The sequence below is a fragment of the Salinispora pacifica CNR114 genome (genome assembly GCF_000514775.1).
GTDB lineage: Bacteria > Actinomycetota > Actinomycetes > Mycobacteriales > Micromonosporaceae > Micromonospora > Micromonospora pacifica.
This window is the reverse complement of the sequence record NZ_AZWO01000006.1, coordinates 118805-141412: the sequence shown is the minus strand read 5'-3', so window position 1 is coordinate 141412 and position 22608 is coordinate 118805. Positions and strand designations below refer to the sequence as shown.

At 69.8% G+C, this 22608-nt stretch carries 17 protein-coding genes; 8 read left to right on the top strand and 9 right to left on the bottom strand.

Going from position 1 to position 22608, the window contains the following annotated elements:
- Window positions 1-16 precede the first annotated feature (16 nt).
- The 5 genes from B118_RS0105225 to B118_RS0105205 form a co-directional block, all read right to left on the bottom strand.
- On the bottom strand, window positions 17-1726 hold the full coding sequence (locus B118_RS0105225; RefSeq protein ID WP_196231349.1) for a putative bifunctional diguanylate cyclase/phosphodiesterase: 1710 nt from the start codon (window positions 1724-1726) through the stop codon (window positions 17-19).
- 40 nt (window positions 1727-1766) lie between these two features.
- Window positions 1767-2576: an SAM-dependent methyltransferase gene (locus B118_RS0105220; RefSeq protein ID WP_028184576.1), complete on the bottom strand. Its 810-nt coding sequence runs from the start codon at window positions 2574-2576 to the stop codon at window positions 1767-1769.
- A gap of 132 nt (window positions 2577-2708) precedes the next feature.
- On the bottom strand, window positions 2709-3374 hold the full coding sequence (locus B118_RS0105215; protein WP_012014490.1) for a response regulator transcription factor: 666 nt from the start codon (window positions 3372-3374) through the stop codon (window positions 2709-2711).
- Window positions 3375-3381: 7 nt separating this feature from the next.
- On the bottom strand, window positions 3382-5073 hold the full coding sequence (locus B118_RS0105210) for a sensor histidine kinase (protein ID WP_033660472.1): 1692 nt from the start codon (window positions 5071-5073) through the stop codon (window positions 3382-3384).
- Between the two features lie 14 nt (window positions 5074-5087).
- Window positions 5088-6887 (bottom strand): AMP-dependent synthetase/ligase, encoded by a 1800-nt coding sequence (locus B118_RS0105205; protein ID WP_033660479.1) that lies wholly within the window; start codon window positions 6885-6887, stop codon window positions 5088-5090.
- Between the two features lie 126 nt (window positions 6888-7013).
- On the opposite strand from B118_RS0105205, the gene B118_RS0105200 reads away from it, so the two are divergent.
- The 5 genes from B118_RS0105200 to B118_RS0105180 all read left to right on the top strand — a co-directional run bounded on the left by B118_RS0105200 (window position 7014) and on the right by B118_RS0105180 (window position 11726).
- Window positions 7014-7457 carry an SRPBCC family protein gene (locus B118_RS0105200; protein ID WP_028187747.1) on the top strand — a complete coding sequence of 148 codons (444 nt, stop codon included), beginning with the start codon at window positions 7014-7016 and terminating at the stop codon, window positions 7455-7457.
- 42 nt (window positions 7458-7499) lie between these two features.
- Window positions 7500-8120, top strand: coding sequence for a hypothetical protein (locus tag B118_RS0105195; RefSeq protein WP_018810859.1), 621 nt, complete (start codon window positions 7500-7502; stop codon window positions 8118-8120).
- Window positions 8121-8178: 58 nt separating this feature from the next.
- Window positions 8179-9150: an ROK family glucokinase gene (locus B118_RS0105190; RefSeq protein ID WP_018810860.1), complete on the top strand. Its 972-nt coding sequence runs from the start codon at window positions 8179-8181 to the stop codon at window positions 9148-9150.
- Window positions 9151-9339: 189 nt separating this feature from the next.
- On the top strand, window positions 9340-10746 hold the full coding sequence (locus tag B118_RS0105185; protein ID WP_018223209.1) for a flavin-containing monooxygenase: 1407 nt from the start codon (window positions 9340-9342) through the stop codon (window positions 10744-10746).
- Between the two features lie 164 nt (window positions 10747-10910).
- On the top strand, window positions 10911-11726 hold the full coding sequence (locus tag B118_RS0105180) for an alpha/beta hydrolase (protein ID WP_018223210.1): 816 nt from the start codon (window positions 10911-10913) through the stop codon (window positions 11724-11726).
- An 11-nt stretch (window positions 11727-11737) separates the two neighbouring features.
- Here B118_RS0105180 and B118_RS0105175 read toward each other — a convergent pair whose 3' ends face one another.
- The 3 genes from B118_RS0105175 to B118_RS0105165 all read right to left on the bottom strand — a co-directional run bounded on the left by B118_RS0105175 (window position 11738) and on the right by B118_RS0105165 (window position 15130).
- Window positions 11738-13156 (bottom strand): alpha,alpha-trehalose-phosphate synthase (UDP-forming), encoded by a 1419-nt coding sequence (locus B118_RS0105175; protein ID WP_018223211.1) that lies wholly within the window; start codon window positions 13154-13156, stop codon window positions 11738-11740.
- Window positions 13157-13439: 283 nt separating this feature from the next.
- Entirely contained in the window at window positions 13440-14243 is an 804-nt protein-coding gene (locus B118_RS0105170) for a hypothetical protein (protein WP_018223212.1), read from the bottom strand.
- A 194-nt stretch (window positions 14244-14437) separates the two neighbouring features.
- Complete coding sequence (locus tag B118_RS0105165) at window positions 14438-15130, bottom strand: Crp/Fnr family transcriptional regulator (RefSeq protein ID WP_018216422.1); 693 nt, start codon at window positions 15128-15130, stop codon at window positions 14438-14440.
- Window positions 15131-15390: 260 nt separating this feature from the next.
- Between B118_RS0105165 and B118_RS0105160 the strand changes: the two genes are divergently transcribed.
- From B118_RS0105160 to proC, 3 genes are all read left to right on the top strand, one after another.
- Entirely contained in the window at window positions 15391-15912 is a 522-nt protein-coding gene (locus B118_RS0105160; protein WP_026185789.1) for a polyadenylate-specific 3'-exoribonuclease AS, read from the top strand.
- A gap of 189 nt (window positions 15913-16101) precedes the next feature.
- On the top strand, window positions 16102-17130 hold the full coding sequence (locus tag B118_RS0105155; RefSeq protein ID WP_012014478.1) for a 6-phosphofructokinase: 1029 nt from the start codon (window positions 16102-16104) through the stop codon (window positions 17128-17130).
- A gap of 68 nt (window positions 17131-17198) precedes the next feature.
- Complete coding sequence (gene proC / locus B118_RS0105150) at window positions 17199-18017, top strand: pyrroline-5-carboxylate reductase (protein ID WP_018223214.1); 819 nt, start codon at window positions 17199-17201, stop codon at window positions 18015-18017.
- Window positions 18018-18155: 138 nt separating this feature from the next.
- On the opposite strand, the gene B118_RS0105145 is transcribed toward proC, so the two are convergent.
- Window positions 18156-22439, bottom strand: coding sequence for a GH92 family glycosyl hydrolase (locus B118_RS0105145; protein ID WP_026185790.1), 4284 nt, complete (start codon window positions 22437-22439; stop codon window positions 18156-18158).
- Window positions 22440-22608 lie beyond the last annotated feature (169 nt).

The window sequence follows — 22608 nt, the reverse complement described above, 5'->3', positions numbered from 1 at the left end:
TCAGCCCCGACGGCTGTCAGCCCAGTCGGGCCAGAATCCGGTCGGCAGGTTCTGGGCGGCCGAAGTGCCAGCCCTGCCCAGCGTCGCAGCCAATGGCCCGCAGCCGTTCGGCCTGCCCGGCTGTCTCCACCCCCTCCGCGGTGACGGTCAGGTTGAGCGCGTGGGCCAGCGAGACCAACGACGCGACGATCCTCTCGTCTGCCTGGGGCTCCTGGGCGCGCAGCCCGGCAACGAACTCCCCGGCCACCTTCAGTTCGGTTACCGGTAGGTCGCGCAGGTACGCCAGGTTGCTGTAGCCGGTGCCGAAGTCGTCGATGGCGATGCGGACACCGAGGTCTGCGAGGTGGCGCAGCGCCCGCACCGGTTCCTCGGCGGGGCTCATCATGGCGCTCTCGGTGATCTCCAACTGGAGACGTTCCGGCGGTAGTCCGGTGTGCCGCAGGATGCTGCGGACCTCCTGCACCAGGCCCGGTCGGTGCACCTGCCGGACGGCCAGGTTCACGCTTACGAACGGCGTCCCGGCGGTCGTCGACCAACTGCCCGCGGCCCGGCACGCTTCGGCGAGCACCCAGCCGCCGAGCGGGATGATCAATCCGGTCTCCTCGGCGAGGCCGATAAACTGGCCCGGCCGCAGGACACCCAGCTCCGGATGCCGCCAGCGCACCAATGCCTCCACACCCAGCACGCGGCCGTCGCGCAGGGAGGCGAGTGGTTGGTAGTCGAGGTAGAACTCCCCCCGGTCCAGCCCAGCCGGGATCGCCGCGGTCAGTGCCTGGCTGGTCAGCTCTCGGCGGTCGCGCTCGGCATCATAGAGCATCCACCGACCGCCGCCGGCTGCCTTGGCCCAGTGCAGGGTGCAGTCGGCGGCCCGCATCAGCTCGTTCGCGGTGGCGCCGGCAACCTGCCGCTCCACAATGCCGATGCTGGTCCGAACCGTCACCTCGCGGCCCGCCACCTCGGCCGGTTTGTGCACGGCGGCCAGGGCCGCCTCCGCCACGGCGATCACGTCCCGGGTGCCGCCGGTGCGTTCGATCAGGATGACGAACGCGTCGCCGCCGAGCCGGGCGACCAGATGCCCGGTGAGGGCCTGGCGCAGCCGGTTGGCCACTTCCGTGAGCACCCGGTCTCCGGCCTGGTGTCCGTGCTGGTCGTTGACCCGCTTGAACCCGTCCAGGTCGAGAAAGCAGAGGCCGACCCGGTCCGTGTCCCGCTGCGGCGCCTTCAGCGCCGCGGTGAGCCGTTCGGTGAAGAGATTCCGGTTTGGCAGGTCGGTGAGCGAGTCGTGGGTGGCCTGGTGCCGAAAGCGGGCCTCACTGGCCCGGAGCGCCCGCTCGGCCTTCGTTCGCTGCGCCATCGCGGCCCGCCGGATCGTCTCCTGCTCGTCCAGCGTGCGATCGCGCAGCGCGCGGGCGTACCCGGTGGTCACGGCGGCGAGCAGCCGGGCCAGCCGGTCCGCCACGTCCTCGGCGACCAAGCCCAGGTCGCGCACCAGGCGAAGTTGAACGACCTCAACGGTACGGCCCAGCGCCTCGGCGGAGGCGATGTGTGCGGCCACCAGCTCGGCGCCGACGCGCTGCCCGGCTCGCAGGTCGAACGGCTCGGCGAGCAGGGCTGCCGCCAGCTGCCGGGCGAGGCGGTCAAGTAGTCGCTTGAGCTGTGCCTGGGTCATCGGCAGGTAGCTCGTCCCGGTGATCGCGTTCGCCCACTCCTGGGTAAAGGTCGCCATGCCGGGGCTGGCGCCGTTTGGGTGAGCCGCGGTGGCTGGGCTAGCCACCGATCCGCCCCACGCCACCGAGGAACGCCGACGCCTCGGCGTTCACGCTGCTTTCCGGTGTCTCCGGTCGCCACTGCGGGACCCACACCACCCCGGGCTCGACCAGCTCGAAACCGTCGAAGAGCGTGGTCAGTTCGGAGCGGTCGCGGAACCACAGTGGACTGCCGGTGCGTTGGTACACCGCCTCGGCGTCGCTCCGCTCGGTGTCCCGCCGCCCCTCGTCGCTGGCCTGCGAGAGCACCAGCCAGCTTCCGGGAGCGAGGGCCTCGCGCAGGGTCCGCAGCAGCTCGGCGGGGCGGTCGTCGTCGGAGACGAAGTGCAGGACGGCGACGATGAGCACCGCCGTCGGCTCGTTGAGGTCGAGCAGCCGACGGAGCTCGGGATGGCTGAGGATGCGGTCGGGGTGCCGCAGGTCCTCCTGCACCACGGTTGCCTGGTTGTTGTCGGCGAGAATCTCCTGGCTGTGCGCCACCGCCACCGGGTCGGTGTCGACGTAGACGACCCGGGAACTGGGCGCGACCTGCTGGACGATCTCGTGCACGTTGCCGACCGTGGGGATTCCGGAGCCGATGTCGAGGAACTGCCGGACCCCGGCATCGACCAGGAAGTGCGCCGCCCGGCGCAGGAAGGCGCGGTTTGCCTGAGCCATCAGCGGGGCCTCGGGAACGGCTGCGACCATGGCCTGTGCTGCTGCTCGGTCCACCGCAAAGTTGTGGGAGCCGCCAAGGTAGTAGTCGTACATGCGGGCGACACTGGGACGCTCGATGTCGATGTCGTCGGGTGCCCAGTCCGGCCGTCGCATGCCTCACCTCTTCGTGCGCACGGGGACCGTCCCTGCAAACTGCCCCTCCGCCGGGGGAGACCATAGCGCGACATCGCGCCGACCAACACCGCCGTAGGTGAGAAGTTGTCCGCTCGTTAGCTGAGCGGTGGGTCAGAATTTGGGTGCGTCGGGAGCCTCGAGCAGACCGAGTCGGAGCGCAGTCATCAATGCCTGGGCACGATTGGCGGCGCCGAGCTTCTCGTACAGTTTGGAAATGTGCGTCTTGGCAGTGGACTCACTGACGAAGAGTTGCTTGGCGATGCCAGCCACGCTCATTCCATCGGCGAGTAGGCGCAGCACCTGCCCTTCGCGTGGGGAGAGCTGCGGCCCGGACGGGGCCAGCCGGCGCTTCATCGCCTCAGCCAGGTCGGCAGCGGTGAAGGCGCTGGGTGAGGAGGCGGCGTGCCGGGCCGCAGCGACCACCTCATCCGCCGGGGCGGTCTTCGGGACGAAGGCGCTCGCGCCCGCCTCGAGCGCGCCGAAGAGCTGGTCGTCGCCGGCGTACATGGTCAGCACGACGATGCCCATCGTGGCGCTGGACTTGCGTAGTGCGCGGGTGGCCTCGAGGCCGCTGCCGTCGGGCAGTCGCAGGTCCATGATGACCACGTCTGGTTGGAGGGCGCCGGCTTGGCGGACCCCCTCGGCCGCGGTGGCAGCCTCGCCGACGACCTCGAACTGCCGGTCGCGCTCGAAGGCATGCCGCAGCCCCTTACGGATCAGGTCGTGATCGTCCACAAGGAGGACCTTGGTGCGAGTGGCGGGTGTCGGTGTGGTCATCCTCGGGTTACTCCCCTTCTGCTGTGGTACTGCCACGCACGCTATCGCGCTGGGACGACGAACCAACCACCACGGCCACCGTTGTGCCGCTCGGTTGCCGCGGCCGGATCTCCAGTCGACCTCGGATACGTTCCGCCCTCTCTGCCATGATCGCAAGACCGTAGTGCCCGTCCGCAGGGTGGTCGGAGATTCCGTGACCGTCATCCGACACCTCGATCTGGGCGTACGGCGGATCCACCGCACAGGTGACCCAGAGGTTCGAGGCGCCAGCGTGCTTGCGGGCGTTGGCCACCGCCTCCTGGGCGATCCGCAGGAGCTCGGCCTCGGTGGCGGCGGGCAGCCGGGCGGTCGACTCGTCCAGCGACAGGTGTACCCGCAGGCCGCCGGAGACCCCGACTGTGCGCGCGTACTCGGCGATGGCGGCGGCGAGGCCACCGTGCCGGTCCACCTCGCTGCGCAGCTCGAAGAGGCTGAGCCGCAGCTCGGTGATGACCCGGGTGACCTCCTGACGTAGCCCACGCAGCGACCCAGCGGTCTCCTCGGTGTCCTCGTGCACCGTGGCCAGGGCGTTGTCGATGCCGTAGCCGACCATCACCAGCTCCTGGGCCACCCCGTCGTGGATCTCCCGGGCGAGTCGTTGTCGCTCCTCGTTCGTGGCCAGGGAGCGCACCTCGTCGAAGAGCAGGGCTGCCTCCAGGCGCAGCGCGGCGGGGGAGGTCAGTCCGGTCGCCCGGGCCACCACCGCGGGCGGGTACGCCTGCGCGACATCCGCCTCCAGCACCACCAACCCGACCGTACGCACCCCGGCGACCAGTGGCACGATCAGCGCGGAGACCTCCCCACCGACGGGTGAGCGGGCTTGCGAGTGCGCGGCGGTCTGTGGCTGCTGGCTGGCCCACGCGTCGGCGATCGCCGAGTCCGCGTCCAGTGTGGTTTCCCAGTCCACCCGGTCGGCACCGCACTGGGCCAGGACGACCAACCGGCCACCACCACTGGCCGACAGGACGGCCCCCCGGTCTGTCCGGGCCAGCGTCCGCAGCTCCTCCAGCAGGTGCTCGGAGATGCCACCCGGGTCCAGTGTGGCGCCAGGTAGCTTCCGAGCGACTGTGCGTAGCTGGGTAAGGAGGCGGGTCGCCTCCGCGTACGGCTGGGGCTTGCTGTCGCTGCGCGCCCGGATCACCCGGTGCAGGGTTCGCGCCGCATAGAGCCCGAGGCCGGAGAGGGTCAGCCACTGGACGCTGACTGCCAGGTAGCCGACCTGGAAGAGTTGCCGCTGGCCGTCGATCTCGGTCAGCGCTCCGGCCAGCAAGAGGGTGAGGCCGATGACCGTCAGCAGCCCTGCGCCCTCGCGAAAGCGTCGGCGCAGGGCGGTGACGGTGACCGGGACGGTCAGGTATGGCAGCACCGCCGAAGCGCCCAGCCCGGCGTTCTGCGCGCCAATCGTCGCCACCGAGGCGACGTGGCTGGTGGCGAGCCCCAGCACCACCACCTCGGCGCCCCGGCTCAGCGGCCCGAGCCGGTCGTGTGTCGGCGCGAGCAGTGCCGGCAGGCCCGCCGCCGCCAGGAGTGCGATCCACCACAGCTGGGCGAGGTCGTGCGTGGCGAGCAGGCTCAGTACCGCCACCAAGGCCAGCATCACCACGCGCGCGGCAGCAGCGAGGGGATGCGGTCGGGGCAGTCTCGGAGTGGAGGCGGGCACCTGACGGATGGTAGTCAGCTTCGGTAGATTTCGGCGATTTCTGCCGCGTATGACCTGTGCACGATTTGTCGCTTTACTTTGAGGGAGGGGGTCAGCTCGCCGGTCGTCTCGGCGAAGTCCCGGGGCAGGATTCGGAAGACCCTGATGGCCTCGGCCCGGGACACGGCGCGGTTGGCCGTGTCGATCGCGGACTGGATCTCGGACCGCAGCCCCTCATGATCGCGGAGCTGCTCGACCGGGGTGTTCGCCGGCAGGCCGGCCTCCTCCAACCACGCCGGCAGCGCCTCCTCATCCACGGTGACCAGCGCCGCGACAAAGGGCTGCCGGTCGCCGACCACCACGCACTGGCTGACCAGCGGGTGCGCCCGGACCTGATCCTCAAGGACCGCCGGAGCGACGTTCTTGCCGCCCGCGGTCACGATGATCTCCTTCTTCCGGCCGGTGATCCGCAGGTAGCCGTCGCTGTCGAGCTGGCCCAGATCGCCGGTGCGGAACCAGCCGTCGGCGGTGAGCACATCCGCGCTGGCGGCCTCGTTGCGCCAGTAGCCCCGGAAGACCAGGTCTCCGGCGACGAGGACCTCGCCGTCGTCGTCAATCCGGATGGTCACCCCGGGCAGCGGGCGGCCGACACTGCCAATCCGGATGGCATCGGGCAGGTTGGTGGAGGCGGCGGGGGACGTCTCGGTCAGCCCGTACCCCTCGTAGATGGTCACCCCCACGCCGCGGAAGAAGTGTCCAAGTCGCGCGCCGAGTGGCGCCCCGCCGGAGATTGCATCGTTACATCGTCCACCGAGCGCGGCCCGCAGCTTGCGGTAGACCAGTCGGTCGAAGAGCGCGTGCTGCACCCGGAGCGCCAGGCCCGGCCCGGTCGAGGTCTCCAGCGCCTCGCTGTACGCGATCGCGACTGCCTCGGCACGGGCGAAGATCCGGCCCTTGCCGGAGGCGTCGGCCTTCTGCTTGGCGCTGTTGTAGACCTTCTCGAAGACCCGGGGGACGGAGAGTACGAAGGTGGGGCGAACCGCCTGCAACCGGGGGAGCAGGTCGCTGGTGTCCGGGCAGTGGGCCATGGTGGCGCGGGCCTGCACCACACCGACCTGGATCAGCCGGGCGAAGGCGTGGGCGAGCGGCAGGAACAGCAGGGTGGAGGCGCCCGGACCGAACAGGTTGGGTAGCACGGGCACGGCGTTGGCGATGTCGGCGAACATGCTGCGGTGGGTCAGCATGCACCCCTTGGGGCGGCCGGTGGTGCCGCTGGTGTAGACGAGGGTGGCGAGGTCATCGGCCCGCACGGCCGCGCGGCGCTGCTCGATCTCGGTCGGGTCAACCGACTCACCGGCGGTGACCAGCTCGTCCATTCCGCCGCGGTCGATCTGCCAGACGCGCGTCAGCTCGGGCACCCCGTCGCGGACCCTGGCGACCAGCGCGGCGTGCGCGTCCGTCTCCACCAGGACGCCGACCGCCCCCGAGTCGGACAGGATCCAGGCGGTCTGCTCGGCGCTGGAGGTCTCGTAGATCGGCACAGTGACCGCACCGGCAGCCCAGACCGCGTAGTCGAAGAGCGTCCACTCGTACCGGGTGCGACTCATCAGCCCGACCCGGTCGCCGGGCTGAACCCCGGCTGCGACCAGGCCGCGTGCCGTCGCGACCACCTCGTCGCGGAACTGGCGGCAGGTCACGTCGACCCAGGAGTCGCCGGCACCCGCACGGATGAACTGCACCACGTCTGGGGCTACCTCAGCGTTTTCCCAGACCGGATCGGTTAGGTTGGCCGAGTCGCCGACGGTGACGATCGGTGGGACGGAGAACTCGCGCACCTGCACTCTCCTCGTGTTCACGCTGGCCGGGCAGGCCGCCCTCACGGTCGGCTCTGTCGCAACCTACCCGTCCAGCGCCGTGGGTGGTGCAGACAGGTTCGTCACACGGCCGGGTAGCCTCCCCCCATGGCGGACTCCTCCACCCAGTCGATCACGATCGGCGCGGCACCGGAGCAGGTGGCGGCGGTCATCTGCGACCTGGCCCGCTACCCCGAATGGACCGAGGCGTTGCGGCAGGTGGAGGTGCTTGAGGAGGACGCCGACGGCTACGCCCGTCAGGTCCGGTTCACCCTCGACGCCGGCGTTCTGATGGACGAGTATGTGCTGGTCTACGAGTACGCAGCGGACCGCAGCCGGATCGAGTGGCACCTGGCGGCGCCCTCCCGAATGCAGCGCTCTCAGCACGGTTCGTACGACCTGGTGGGCAACGCGGATGGCACGACCACGGTGACCTACACACTGGAGGTCGAGCTGTCGGTTGGGATGCTTGGGATGTTTCGCCGCAAGGCTGAGAGAATGATCATGGAAGCTGCGTTGAAGCAGCTCAAGCACCGGGTAGAAGGCATCTGACGCGCCGTGTTGACGCGGCCGTTTCGGTAGGGGGAGCCGCCCATGGGGGCAACGGATCCGGGTTCGGCCCGGGAAGAGGCGGAACGGCTGGTCGCGACCCTGTTGGCCGCGGCGCGGCTCGCCGCGGCCGGCACGGAGGGCGGAACCTCGTGGGGCCCGCTCGGTGGGATCGTCTCGAGTGTTCTCGGTCACGCTGAAAGTTCGACCGGTGCCGGTCTGTCGACCGGTACGGCGGAGTGCTGTATCTGCCCGCTCTGCCGGGCGATTGTCGCCTTACGAGACCCGAGTCCGGAATTCGCCGAGCGGCTCGCCACCGGAGCCGGTGACCTGGCTGCCGGAGTGGCGAGCCTGCTCCGGGCATTCGCCTCGGCACAGCCGGACCCCACCGCGGCGGACCCCACCGCGGAAACCGCGGCACCGGGGAGGCCAACCCCGGTGTGGCAGGCAGCCACCCGGAGCAGGCATGATTCTCCGTCGGCGCCCGAGGGGGATGTCTGGTCCGCCGCAACTCGGGCGGAGGAGGACCCCGTCCCGGCCGCCGCACCGCCCGTCAACGGCGCCGGGCCGACCGCGACAGAGAAGATACCGGCGACGGCTGACCGTCCCGTGGTGCCCGCCGCTCGGGTGCCCGGCGACATGGGCGAGGACGCCCGCGGGGCCTGACCCAGCACCCCGACCCAACCGGCGTAACGCCTCGGGCCGGGCAGTACAGCAGAGGGGAGTGGCAGCGGTGACGCTGACCATCGGAGTGGACGTCGGTGGCACGAAGGTCGCAGCCGGTGTCGTGGACGACACGGGCACGGTGCTCGTGCAGACCCGACGGGACACTCCCGCGGACGACGTCGGTAAGACCTGTGACGTCATCGTCGAGGTGATCCGAGAACTGGCCGAGGGGCGGGCGGTCGAGGGGGTCGGCATCGGTGCGGCCGGCTGGATCGACGCCAGTCGTTCGACGGTGCTCTTCGCCCCGAACCTCGCCTGGCGGGACGAGCCGCTACGCGAGTTCGTCAACGGCGCCACCGACCTGCCGGTGATCGTGGAGAACGACGCCAACGTGGCCGCCTGGGCGGAGTTCCGCTACGGTGCGGCCCGCGACGCCGAGGACTCGATGGTCATGTTCACCATCGGCACCGGGGTCGGCGGCGGCATCGTGCTCGGTGGCGAGCTGGTGCGTGGCGCGCACGGCATCGCCGCCGAGCTGGGACACATGCTCAGCGTGCCGGACGGGCACCAGTGCGGCTGCGGTCGGCTGGGCTGCATCGAGCAGTACGCCAGTGGGAGCGCCTTGGTGCGCTTCGCCCGCGCCGCAGCCCGCCAGGAACCGCACCGCGCTGCCGCCCTGCTGGCCCATGCCGGTGGCGACGTCGATGCGATCACCGGCCGGATGGTCACGGTCGCGGCGCGGGACGGCGACCCGGTCTCCACCGAGGCTTTCGCCCAGGTCGGCCACTGGCTCGGCAGCGGTCTCGCCGACCTGGCGCAGATCCTGGACCCGCAGGTGTTGGTGGTCGGCGGTGGCGTCGTCGAAGCCGGTGATCTGCTGCTGGGACCGGCCCGCTCCGCCTACACCGAGGCGCTCGCGCAGCGGGGCCGGCTGCCGGTGGCGCAGGTCTGCCCCGCCAAGCTCGGCAACGACGCCGGTCTTATCGGCGCTGCCGACCTCGCCCGTCGAATCCCGGACGCGGGCCGGTAGCGACGCCGGGCGGCTCAGTGCCGTCGCGGGTCCGGGTCGTACCGTACCCACCGCCAGCGGGACGATGCGGCAGCGCCGCTGGCGGTGGTGCCCGACGGCCGGCGGGTCGTCGGGCTGGACATTGGGCATCCGATGTGGGCAGGATGCTGCGCGACCTGGCATCCGTGCCGCACCTAAGGAGATGCCTCGGTGACCACCTCCACCGATCACGGCCGGCCCGACCCGGAGTTGAGCACCCTCGACCTGGCCCGGGGGGCCCGCTCCGTCTCCTACCGCGGTGAGACCGTCTGCGTGATCGGGGCGGGCCCGACCGGGCTGACCGCGATCAAGAATTTGACCGAGCACGGGTTCGGTGTCGACTGCTACGAGCGGGAGACCGGAGTCGGCGGGGTGTGGAACTGGCGGCACGACCGCAGCCCGGTCTACGCCAGCACGCACCTGATCTCGTCGCGTCCGTTAACCCAGTTTCCCGACTTCCCGATGCCGGACGACTGGCCGGACTACCCGCACCACAGTCAGTTGCTGACCTACCTCGAGCGGTACGCGGACCATTTCGACCTGCGCCGGCACGTCTGGTTCGGTACGGAGGTGGTGCGGGTCGAGCCGGCTGAGGGCGACCGGTGGGACGTCACGACCCGCAGCACCGGCGGCTACGGCCCGGAACGGACCTCCCGGTACGCCGCGGTTGTGGTCGCCAACGGCCACAACTGGTCGCCGAAGCTACCCACCCACGAGGGTCTTGCCGAGTTCCGCGGCGAGGTCATGCACGCCTCGGCCTACCAGGATCCGGCGCAGTTGCGGGGCAGACGGGTGCTGGTGGTCGGAGCCGGCAACACCGGCTGCGACATCGCTACCGAGGCAGCTCAGCAGGCCGCCCACTGCTGGCACTCCACCCGCCGTGGCTACTGGTACGCGCCGAAGTATCTCCTTGGCCGTCCGGCTGACCAGCTCAACGACCTGATGCTGGCGCTGCGGGTGCCCCGGCGGCTCCGGCAGTGGCTCTTTCACCGTCTCCTCCAGGCGAGTGTGGGGGATCTGACCCGTTTCGGTCTGCCGCGACCAGACCACCGGATGCTGGAGACGCATCCGATCGTGAACAGTCAGCTTGTCTACTATCTGGGCCATGGCCGAGTCACTCCGGTGCCGGAGGTCGTCCGTTTCCACCCGGATTCTGTCGAGCTGGCGGATGGCCGGCAGGTCGATCCGGAGCTGGTCGTCTTCGCCACCGGCTACCTGCCCCGGTTCGAGTTTCTCGACCCGAAGATCCTTGGCGACGATGGCACGACCGGACGTCCGGTGCTGTGGCTCAACGCCTTTGTGCCGAATCATCCGACCCTCGCCGTGGCCGGCCTGGTGCAGCCCGATTCCGGCATCTTCCCGCTGTCCCACTGGCAGAGCGTGCTCTTCGCCCGGTTGCTGCGGCTGCGGGAGACCCGGCCCAACAAGGCGGCAGCCTTCGCCGCCACGGTGACCACCCGGGCGGGGGAGCGCTACTCGGGGCCGGTCAAGGAGAGCAGCCGACACTGGTTCGAGGTCGGTCACGCCGACTACCTGCGCGCCCTGCAGCGCGCCCTGCACGACCTGGAGGCCAAGTAAGTGCGAGGAGTGAGCTTGCGAGCCCCGCAGTCGCGAGCGGAGGGTGGGCGTGGTGAGTGCGAGGAGTGAGCTTGCGAGCCCCGCAGTCGCGAGCGGAGGGTGGGCGTGGTGAGTGCGAGGCGTGAGCTTGCGAGCCCCGCAGTCGCGAGCGGAGGGTTCATTCGGTGAGCCAGCAGGTGCGGATCATGCGGGGGCGGGAGTGGGCTCGCCCGGTCCGTCCGGTGCGACGCGAGGTGCTCGAGGCCATCCCCGGGCTGGATGAGGGCCGACCGCCGTTGTTGTTCGTCCCTGGTTTCGGGCACGGTGCGTGGGCGTTCGCTGAGCACTGGTTGGGGCACGCCGCCGAGCGCGGCTTCTCTGGGTACGCGTTGAGTCTGCGTGGGCAGGCTGGCAGTGGACCGGCGCCGGAAGCCACGCTGCGGGCGTACGCCCACGACGTGGTGCAGGTGGCCGCGGGCCTGTCCCGCCGGGCGGTGCTGGTGGGGCATGGGGCTGGGGCGCTGGTGGTCGCGCACGCCCTGGCCCGCTACCCGGCCCGGGCCGCCGTGATGGTGGCCCCGGTCTTCGGTGGTTGGGCAACGGCGTTCACGGCGCTGCGCCGTAACCCTCTGGGTACGCTACCCGCGCTCGTTGGCGGCCGGCTGCAGTGCAACCGCGCCCAGTTGTTCGGTCGGGAACTGCCCCGGGACGAGGTGCGGCGGCACCTGTCCCGGCTGGGCCGCCCCGCCCGGCGTGCCCAGTGGCAGCTACTGCTCGGGCGCGAGCCCGAGCCGGCTGTGGGCGACCCACCGGTGTTGGTGCTCGGCAGCCCGGAGGACCGGGTCGTGCCGCACTCGGTGCTCATCCGGGCTGCCAGACGGTACGGCTCGGCCCCGCTGCTCTTCCCCGGCATGAGCCACGACCTGATGCTGGACGCCCGGTGGCGGGAACCGATCGACGGGATCCTCGACTGGCTGGAGAAGGAGCCGTCCGGCGGCTGAGCCCGGGTGGGTCAGCGGGTCGTGCCGAGTCGGCTGAGCAGGGCGCTGTCCTGGTCCAGCGCGGTCAGGTAGGAGCGAGCCCAGGCGTGGATGTCGTGCTGGCGCAGGTGCGTCCGCATCGCTCGCATCCGCTCGCGGACCTGCTCCGGCTGGGCCCGTAGCGCCGCGAGCAGGCCCTGCTTGAGGCCTTCCAGGTCATGTGGGTTAACCAGGTACGCCTGGGCCAGCTCGGCGGCAGCGCCGGCGAACTCACTGAGCAGCAGCGCGCCGGTGTCGTTCACCCGGGCGGCCACGTACTCTTTGGCGACCAGGTTCATGCCGTCTCGAAGCGGGGTCACCGCCATCACATCTGCGATCCGGTAGAGCGCTGCCAACTCGGCGCGGCCGAAGGGCTGGGTCAGGTAGTGGATGGCCGGCTCGCCGACGCGGCCGAATTCGCCGTTGATCCGACCGACTTCGCGCTCCACCCGTTTGCGGAGGATCTGGTACTGCCCCACTCGCTCCCGGCTGGGCACCGCGACCTGAACCAGGACAGTGTCCTGTACCTTGACGTGCCCGTCGGCGATCAGTTCGCTGTACGCCTTCAGCCGCTGCTCGATGCCCTTGGTGTAGTCCATCCGGTCCACGCTGAGGATTACGCGCTCCGGGCTGCCAAGGTCACGGCGGAGCCGGCTGGCGCGGTCGGCGACGTCGGGCTGGTCGGCCAGTGCGGCCATCTCAGCGGTGTCAATGGAGACCGGGAACGAACCGATGCGGACGATCCGGCCGTCAACGGCGATTCGATGGTCGGTGGCCGGCAGCCCGAGCACCCGGTCGGCGAGCTGGGCGAAGTTGTGTGCGGCTTGGGCCCGCTGGAAGCCGACGAGGTCGGCGCCGAGCATTCCCCGCAGTAGCTCGGCTCGCCGGGGGAGCTGCATGAACAGCTCCGGCGGTGGGAACGCCACGTGGAGGAAGAAGCCGATTCGCAGGTCCGGGCGGAGTGCCCGGAGCAGGCCGGGTACGAGCTGTAGGTGGTAGTCCTGCACCCAGACCACGGCCCCGGGCTCGGCCACCTCGGCGACGGCCGCCGCGAACCGTTGGTTGACTCGCTGGTACGCCTCCCACCAGCGGCGGTGGTGCTCCGGCTGTTCAACGGCGTCGTGGTAGAGCGGCCAGAGCGTGGAGTTGACGAAGCCCTCGTAGTGGTCACGCAGATCGTCAGCGGTGAGCGGCACCGTGTGCATCCGGACACCGTCAACGTCGGGCAGCGCCGGTGCCGGTCCGGTGCCACCCGCCCAACCCACCCAGGTGGCGGGTGTCTGCCGTAGTGGCGAGTGCAGGGCGCTCACCAGCCCGCCGGGGCGGCGGCGCCACTCGCAGGCACCGTCCGGCGCCGTACTGTCGTCGATGGGAAGGCGGTTGGCGACCACCACCAGGGAACTCTGTCGCACCTCGGACGTTTCCGATCTGCCGGTGACCGCCGCAACAGGGGGATAGGGCCGGCAGCCGGCGGAGGGGGAATGACGGACAGCAGTATTCCTACTAACCGTAAGTTACACCACTGTTACGTCCCAGCTTTGGAGTGGGTGCCCGGTCGGCCCGCAATCGGTGCGGCGGGCCGCAGCTGGTGGGGCGGGCCGTGATCGGTGGGGCGGGCCGTGATGTCGATGCGGGGACCGCGGTGGGTGGGCTGACGGGGGTGGTGGCTGCGCGGTTCGGGCCAGGAGGCCGAGCTCAGACGACGGCGCCGTCGTCCGGGTCGTGTTCGTCCCGGTCACCGGGGCGGAGCCGGCTGATCAGGGTGACGAAGCCGGCGAGGATGCCGGTGAAGCCGAGCAGGGTGACAATCCCCGGGTCCACCGGGAGTAGCTCGGGGTACAGGAAGAGCAGGAAGCCGGCCACGATGGCCAGGGTGCCGAGCGCGGCGTACTTGGAGATGCGGGGCAGCGGTGGGGGTGGGGGCGGCGTGTACCGCTCTGCCTCCTCCTGCTCGTCGTCGGGCAGATCCGCGCCGAAGGTGTCCAACCCGTCGAGGAGCGATGGCTCCTCCTCCCGCCCTTGGCTGACGGTGACGCCGGAGACATCCGCCGCGTAGGGCAGCCGCCGCGTGTCGGTGGAGGTCCGGCCGGCCCGGTCGTCGTCCACGTCCTCGGCGGCGGGCCACCGGTTGTCACCGCCGCTGGCGGAGGTGGTGTGGAATCCGGCGACTATCCGTGCCCATTCGGCCTCGATGTCGGGTTCGTTGTCCCGGGCGCGGTCGGTGGCACCCTCGTCGGCGAGCTGGGTGAGGTAGTCCCGGGCGGTACGCAGGTGGGAGCGGTCGACGTACAGCCGGTCGGTCGGCCGGGGTGGGACGGTGGTGGTGCGGGTGACCGGGTTGAGGTCGGCCGAGGGTTGTAGATAGGCGGCGATGCCCCCGGCGGCGAGCACGTCCAGAAGATGCTCACCGACGCGGGGATCCACATCGCCAGCGACCGCGTATTCGCTTGCGTCGATCCCGTTGTCCCGCCGTCCCCGGCGGGCCCCACCCGCTGACACCGGACAACCTCCTCTTCGCGCGCCGGGGGCGCGCTCCCGAAGCCCTCTCGGCGTCCTTGCCCGCCGTGCCTTGAATCGTGACACGCCGGGGACCGGTTGCGGGAGTGCGTTCGCTCGCGTCTTGCGATCGGAGCAATCGCGGGCGGGCCCGGCCGGGGCCCGCCCGCCTACCCCGGCCCCGATCGTACGTGCCGTCAGCGCTCGCTCATGCCGGCGCGGCGGCGCAGCGACGCCACGTCGGTCACCACGATCCGGCGGCCCTCGGTGCGCAGCCAGCCCCGGTTGGCGAAGGAGCCGATCGCCTGGTTGACGCTCTGTCGGGAGCCGCCGGCCATCTCGGCGAGCTGGCTCTGGTTGAGCTCGATGGTGATCATCGGGGCCTGGCTCTCCCCGGCCAGGCGGACCAGCGTCTTTGCCACCCGTCCGGGCAGATCGAGGAAGACATGGTCGGCGTTCTGCTCGGTAAGCCGGCGGATCAGGCTGCCGAGGGAGCGCATCACCGCGTCGAGGATGCGCGGATTGGAGTGCACCAACTCCATGAACGCCCCCCGGGACAGGGCGAGGGCCGCGCAGTCCTCGATCGCCTCGGCGGACGCAGATCGGGTGGAGGCATCCAGCAGGGAGACCTCGCCCAGCACCTCCGGCGGCCGGATCACCGACAGCACCGCCCGCTCCCCGGTGGGAGCCGTGCGAAAGACGGCCACCGCGCCGCGGCGCAGCACGATCAGGGACTCGCCCGGGTCGTTCTCGACGAAGAGCAGCTGCCCCTTGCGGTAGGTGCGTGGCACCGCCGCCGAGATCACCCGTTGCCGGGCTTCTGGCTCGAGCCCGGCGAACATCTCGACGCCCGTGAGCGCGTCACCTGGCTCCGGTAGGCGCACCTCCACGGCCCAACCCCTCCCCCGGTCAAGGACCCCTGACTCGCTCCCGGGTGAACCTGACAGGGACTGCCAAGATGCTCCGACGCCTCCGGTAGCGGTACACATCAGATCATGACGGCCTGGTTGCTTGCTGTACACCCCTCAATTCGTTTGCGTGACCTTCGAGACCTATCCGATACCAGTTCTGACCTGCGAGGACGCGGAGCATTCCGGCCGGCGGCACCCACCCCGGCCCGGTCGTGGCGGCGTACGCCAAGATGGCGGTGATGGTTTATCGCTACTTTTATGACTGCGAGTTCATCGAGGATGGCCGCACCATCGATCTGGTGTCGATCGGCGTCGTCGATGAGTACGGCCGTGACTTCTACGCCGTCTCCACCGAGTTCGACGACTCTCGGGCGGTGCCCTGGGTGCGTCGTAACGTGCTGAGTCAGTTGCCGTCGCCAGCGGATCGGGCCTGGCGGTCCCGCGCGCGAATCCGGGACGAGCTGGAGGAGTTTCTGTTGGAGCCGGTCCGGGGCCGTCCCGGCGAGCAGCTGGAGCTGTGGGCGTGGTACGCGGCGTACGACCACGTGTCGCTGGCGCAGCTGTGGGGGGCGATGCTGGCACTGCCTCGGCAGATCCCGCGCTTCACCAAGGACCTGCGCCAGCTCTGGGACGACCGGGGTCGTCCGCCGTTGCCGGACGCGGACGCGGCGCGGCACAACGCGCTGGTGGACGCACGGCACAACCTGGCTCGGTGGCAGGCCATGACCGGATCGGGTCGGACGGGACCGGGTCACCGTTGATCAGATCTCGCTTCGGGGCTGGTCTGCCGCCTGGTTCCCAGGGGCGCGGTGTCGGCGCACTCCGGACGGGACTACAGTTCGCAATGACGGCCCGCCCCGGGCCGGCAATGGCGCCGATGGTCTGTTTCGACACATATCCTGGGGCTTAACCGGGCTTTACCCAATTGTTCCCAGGAGGATGAGCAGATCATGCGTATCGGCGTGCTCACCGGCGGCGGCGACTGCCCCGGTCTCAACGCGGTCATCCGGGCGGTGGTTCGGAAGGGCGTGGCCAACTACGGCCACGAGTTCGTGGGCTTCCGGGATGGCTGGAAGGGCCCGCTCGAGGGGCTTTCTCGCCCGTTGGGGATCGCGGAGGTGCGGGGTATCCTGCCACGTGGCGGTACAATCCTGGGCTCCTCCCGGACCAACCCGTTCAAGATTGAGAACGGCGTTGAGCGGATCAAGGAGAACCTCGCCACGCAGGGCGTTGACGCGCTGATCGCGATCGGCGGCGAGGACACTCTCGGTGTCGCCACCAAGCTGCACGAACTCGGCGTCAACGTCATCGGCGTGCCGAAGACGATCGACAACGACCTGGGCGCCACCGACTACACCTTCGGTTTCGACACCGCGGTCAACATCGCGATGGAGGCCATCGATCGGCTGCACACCACCGCCGAGAGCCACCACCGCACCCTGGTCGTTGAGGTGATGGGCCGGCACGCTGGCTGGATCGCCCTGCACGCCGGGCTCGCCGGGGGTGCCAACGTGATCCTGCTGCCGGAGCGGCAGTTCGACGTGAACCAGGTCGCCGGCTACGTCGAGAAGCGTTTCCAGCACCAGTACGCCCCGATCGTCGTGGTCGCCGAGGGCGCCCACCCGCTCGAGGGGCAGATGGTCCTGCACAACCAGGAGCTGGACGCCTTCGGCCACGTCCGCCTCGGTGGCGTCGGCCAGTGGCTCGCCGAGCAGCTCGAAGCCAAGACCGGCAAGGAGGCCCGTACCGTCGTGCTCGGTCACATCCAGCGCGGCGGCACCCCGACCGCCTTCGATCGGGTGCTCGCCACCCGGCTCGGTCTCCAGGCGATCGATGCCGTGCACGAGGGCGACTGGGGCAAGATGGTGGCGATGCAGAGCACGGACATCGTTCGCGTGCCGCTGGCCGAGGCCACCCGCGAGCTGAAGACCGTGCCGCTGGAGCGGTACGCCGAGGCCGAGGTCTTCTTCGGTAGCTGATCGTCAACCGGTGCGCGGTGGGCCCACGGGCCACCGCGCACCGGCCTACGCGGGAAGAGGTACGGCCGATGGCGGAAACCGTGCACCCGGTCGCGGTCATTGGGGCTGGCAAGATCGGCGAGCTGGTGCTCTCCGGCCTGCTGCGCTCGGGCTGGCCAGCGGAGCGGCTGTTGGCCACCACCCGGCGGCAGGCGCGGGCCGAGGAGCTGGCCCTCCGCTACGGCGTGCGGGTGGTCGACAACCACACCGCGGTGGCCGAGGCCGAGGTGCTCGCGATCGCGGTCAAGCCGCAGGATGCGGCCGCGTTGCTGGACGAGATCGGCCCGAAGATTCCGGCCGAAAAGCTGGTTATCTCGCTCTGCGCCGGCCTACCCACCAGTTTCTTCGGTCGGCGGTTGGCCACGGGCACCCCGGTGGTGCGGGTGATGACCAACACTCCGGCTCTGGTTGACGAGGCGATGTCGGCGATCTCCGCCGGAGAACACGCCACCGCCGCGCACCTGGCCCTGGCCGAGGAGATGTTCACCCCGCTCGGCGGAACCCTGCGGGTCCCCGAGTCGCAGCAGGACGCGGTGACCGCGTTGTCGGGTTCCGGGCCGGCGTACTTCTACCTGCTGGTTGAGGCGATGGTTGACGCGGGCATCCTGCTTGGCCTGCCCCGGCAGGTCGCCCACGAGTTGATCGTGCAGACCGCGATCGGGTCGGCGGTCATGCTGCGCGACTCCGGCGAGCACCCGGTGAAGCTGCGGGAGGCGGTGACCTCGCCCGCCGGCACCACCATCTCCGCCGTCCGCGAGTTGGAGAGGCACGGGGTGCGGGCGGCGCTGTTGGCCGCCCTGGAGGCGGCCCGGGACCGGGCCGGGGAACTGGCCGCGCAAGCCGACTGAGCGGCAACGGACACCGGTGGGATGCCGCACCGGGAGCAGGCCGGGGCTGACCGCTGCCGGGACGGGAGCGGCCCCGAGGGGCAACCTCGGGGCCGGCGGCGGGGCCGACCACCGTGCCAGCGGCCGGCCCCGAAATCGTTACAGGTCCTTACACTGCCCGGAGGTAGGTCCTCGCACCGAGTTCGGCACCCCGTTGTCGGTGGGCGCGACAGTGTTGCGGGAGCACGACAGGGGCCCGTCGACCGACGCCGCCGCGATCACCGGCGCCTGGTTCTGCGTCAGGACCACCGGTCCGGCGACGGTGGTGCGTTCGATGCTCACCTCGCCGGTCACGTGGGACACCGCCAGCGGCCCTCCGAGCTGGACCTCCCGAAGTACCACCGCCTCGGCCCGGTTGGCGGCGACCGGACCGGAGATGGTCGAGTCAACCGCGTGGAGCGCGGCACCGGATCGCACCGTCACCGGCCCGTCGATGGTCGCCTCGGACAGGCACGTCACCCCGGACTCGACCTTCAGCGGCCCCTTGACGGTGCCGCTCACCGTCTTCGTACACGAGGGGGAGGTTGTGGCGAGCAACTCGACCTCGGCGAGGACGGGGACGGAGTCGCCGCCCTCGGGCGTGAGCCGGTAGTGCAGGTACCGCCCGGGCCGGTCTACGGCGAAGGACCGGGTCTGCAGTCGCCAGGTGAACTCCGCACCGGCACGACTGTCGATGGTGGTCCAGGTGTCTCCGTCGTAGGAGCCCTGCAGCTGCCAGCCCACCGGGTCGGTCCCGGTGTCCGGCCCCGACGTGAGGGTGTAGTGCGTGACCCGCTCCGGGGCGCCCGCTACCGCCCACCGCACCGGCGCCGCCACCGAAGCCGAGGTGGTGGAGGTGTTGTCGGCCAGCGCCGCGGGACCACCGGTCACCGCGATGTCGGACATCGGTCGGGGGGCCGCACCGGAGGGGGTGAGGGACGGGGGGAGGTCCGCTTCGCCGCTGCCCCAGGAAGACGGCTGCGAGCCCATGGTGAAGTCCAGCACCGCGCCGCCGGCCAGCACCTCGTGTGAGATCGAGGTCTGCTGGTACGGCTTCCCGTTGACCTTGAGGCCCTGCACGTAGACGTTGTCGGCGCTGTTGTTCGGCGCGTTGACGACGATCTTCTTACCGTTGTCCAGGTGCACGGTGGCCTTCGTGAACAGCGGTGAGCCGATCACATAGTTCTCGCTACCCACCTGGAGCGGGTAGAGGCCCAGCGCGCTGAACAGATACCACGCCGAGGTCTCGCCGTTGTCCTCGTCGCCGGCGTACCCCTGGCCGATCTCACTGCCGATGTACAGCCGGGACAGCACCTCTCGTACGATCTTCTGCGTCTTGGCCGGCTGGCCGGCGTAGTTGTACATCCAGGGAATGTGGTGCGACACCTGGTTGCTGAAGCCCCACATGCCCATCCGGACGTCCCGGGCCTCCCGCATCTCGTGGATGATCCCGCCGTACGAGCCGGGGAAGGTCCCCGTCTCCGGCGTGGCGAAGAACTCGTCCAGCTTCTCGGCCAGCGCCTCCCGCCCTCCGTACAGGCTGGCGAGGCCGGCGCCGTCGTGCGGGACGTGGAAGGCGAAGTTCCACCCGTTGGTCTCGGTGTAGTCGTGCTCGTGCCCCCACACGTGCGGCTCGTACGTCTCTGGCGTCGACTTCCACTGCCCGGACGCGTCGCGCCCCTGGAAGAACTCGATCGCCGGGTCGAAGGTGTGCGTGTAGTTCAGCGCCCGGCTGCGGAAGTACTCCGCCTCCTCCCGGTAGCGGGACCGGTCGGCCTCCGGGGTCTCCGGGTCCTCGGCCAGCTCGGCGGCCATGTTCGCGATGCCGAAGTCGTTGATGTAGCCCTCCAGCGCCCAGGAGACGCCTTCGGAGACCGCGGTCGAGGTGTACCCGTGGAAGATCGATTCCGGTAGGCCCTTCCGGCCGACGCTGCTGTTGTTGGCGTTCCCGGGTGGCACGACGGTGGCGTTGCGCACCGCCGCGTCGTACGCGGCCCGTACGTCGAAGTTGCGCACCCCCTTGACGTACGCGTCGGCGAACGAGACGTCCGAGCTGGTGCCGGTCATCAGGTTCCGGTAGCCGGGGGCCGACCACCGCGACACCCAACCACCGTCCCGGTACTGCTGGACGAAGCCGTCGACGAGTTCACCGGCGGTGGTGGGGCTGAACAGCGCGTACGCCGGCCAGGTGGTGCGGTAGGTGTCCCAGAAGCCGTTGTTGACGTACACCTTTCCCGCTACCACGTCCGCGCCGGTCTCGGTTGGTGTGGTCCCGGGTGGCAGGGTGCTCGAGGTGGACGACTGCACCGCGTGCTTCCACACCGGAGCGGTTGCCGTTCCGACGTTCTCATGTGCGGAGTTTGGGTAGAGGAAGAGCCGGTAGAGGTTGGAGTACAGGGTCACGAGTTGCTCGTCGGTGGCGCCCTCGACCTCGATGACATCGAGCTTGTCATCCCAGAGGTCCTGGGCGCGGGCACGGATGGTGTCGAAGGTGTCGTTTTCGGCGATCTCCAGTGCCAGGTTCTTCCGAGCCTGGTCGAGAGAGATCAGCGAGGTCGCGATCCGTAGTGTCACGACCTTTGCCGTCGACGTGTCGAAGGCGAGGTAGCCGGTCACGTTGTCGCCACCGCCACCGGTCAACCCACCGTGGGCGACGACGGGGCGGTCCACCGTGCCATAGACGAACATCCGGGTGGCGCCGCTGCCCAGCCGGGTGTCGGAGTAGCCGGTCACGGTTCCGTCGGGGTTGAGGGTCAGGCCGCCCTGGTTGTTGAGGTTGTCGAAGATCAGGTTGCCGCGGTCCCCGGTGAAGGTGAATCGGAACATGGCGGCGTGGTCGGTGGGAGTGATCTCCGTCTTGAGCCCGTTGTCGAAGGTTACGCCGTAGTAGTGGGGCTTGGCGGTCTCGTTGACATGTTGGAAGGCCAGTGCCCGCGCCGTTCTGTCGGCGTTCGGTTTGTCGCTGGTTGCCGCGGGCATGACCTGGAAGGTCTGCCGGTCACCGATCCACGGGCTGGGCTCGTGGCTGGCGGTGAACGCCTGGATCGTCGGCCGGTTGTCGGCGTTGTTGTCCCGTTGGTATTGGTAGACCCAGCTGTTCGAGCCGGCGTCGGTCATCGGCGTCCAGAAATTGAAGCCGTGTGGCACCGCGGTCGCCGGGAAGGTGTTTCCCCGGGAGAAGTCGAAGCTGGAGTTCGTACCCCGGGTGGTCAGAGCGTAGTCGGAGAGCCGCTCGTAGGTGGGGCGCTCGGGGCTCCCGGTCACTCGGATGTCGTCCACCCAGCCCCGGAAGGTGCCGGGGCCGGTGCTGCTGTCGTACCCGATCAGAATTCGATCGATCCGCTTTCCCGCGGCCACCTCGCCGAGGGACGATCGTTTGCTGTTCCACTGGTCGGCGTAGAGCGACTTGGTGGTCCCCTGCTTCGATGGGTGTAGACCGAAGCCGTACTGGTCAACCGCGTTCAGGTCGCTGAGGTAGGTGCCGTCGTCGAAGGCCAGGTCGACCGCGGCGTAGGTGCTCGGATAGTCGAGATCGCCCCGGGTCAGCTCGGGGAAGATCAGGTACGACAGTTCGCTGGTTGCGGTGACGTCGATGTCAACATCAAAGATCTTGTTGTAGGCGTAGCCGCGTCCGTCAACGGTTTGTCCCCCCGAGTACCGCAGCGCGTGTTTGCCGCTCCAGCCGGCGTTGGCCTTGGCGGTGGGGCTTCCCGCGGGCCCGTTGTCAACGACGCTGTACATCGGTGTCGGCGGCTTTGGGGTGGTGTCGCCGTCGGAGAGCTGGAGATCCGCCAGCTGGACGATGTCCGCGCCGTGGTTGGCCGTGATGTCCAGGCGGTAGTGCGAGTACTCGGTGTCGTTGCTGAACCGGTACTCCTTGGTCTGGAACCGTTCGGGGAAGTCCTGCCCGGCCTGGGTGTCGAGGGTGACCCAGGTGTCGCCGTCGGTCGACCCCTGCAGCTCCCAGTCCTGCGGGTCCCGCTCCGGTACGTCGTTGGCGGAGGTGAGCGCGTAGTGCACCACCGTCGCCGGTGTCTCGAGCTGGGCCCGTACCCAGCCGGTGGGCTCGAAGACCAGCCACTTGGTGGACGCGTCATTGTCGATGACCCGCCGGACGGTTTCGTTGGGCGGGTTGTCGCCGTTGGCGGTTACCTCGGCGATCGTGTCATTGATGTTGCCGGGGATTCCGCCGGAATCTGGATTCCCGGTTACGCCGGACATCTTGGGTTTTCCGGCCGCGTCGGTTTCCACGGTGTTGGTCCACGTCGGATGCGAATCGTCGGAATCGAACGAGGAGAAGAAGTCGGTGTCGAGCGACGGTGCCGCCGCTGCTGGCAGTTGGGTGCCCGGTATCGCCAGGCCAACCGCGAGCACGGTGGCTATCGCCCTCCGGTGTCTGCCCACGTGATCCTCCAGGGGGTCGTCAAGCGTGCGGGGGGTCACGCTTGAGGGTCGGAAAAAGCGTGTCGGCAGGAGACAACGTTGTCAATAGGTTGGTGAATGTCTTGGGTGGGCCTCCGGTGGCGCGATTCATGATCGCCGCGCCAGAGTGGCTGTAATAGGGGAGTTAAGT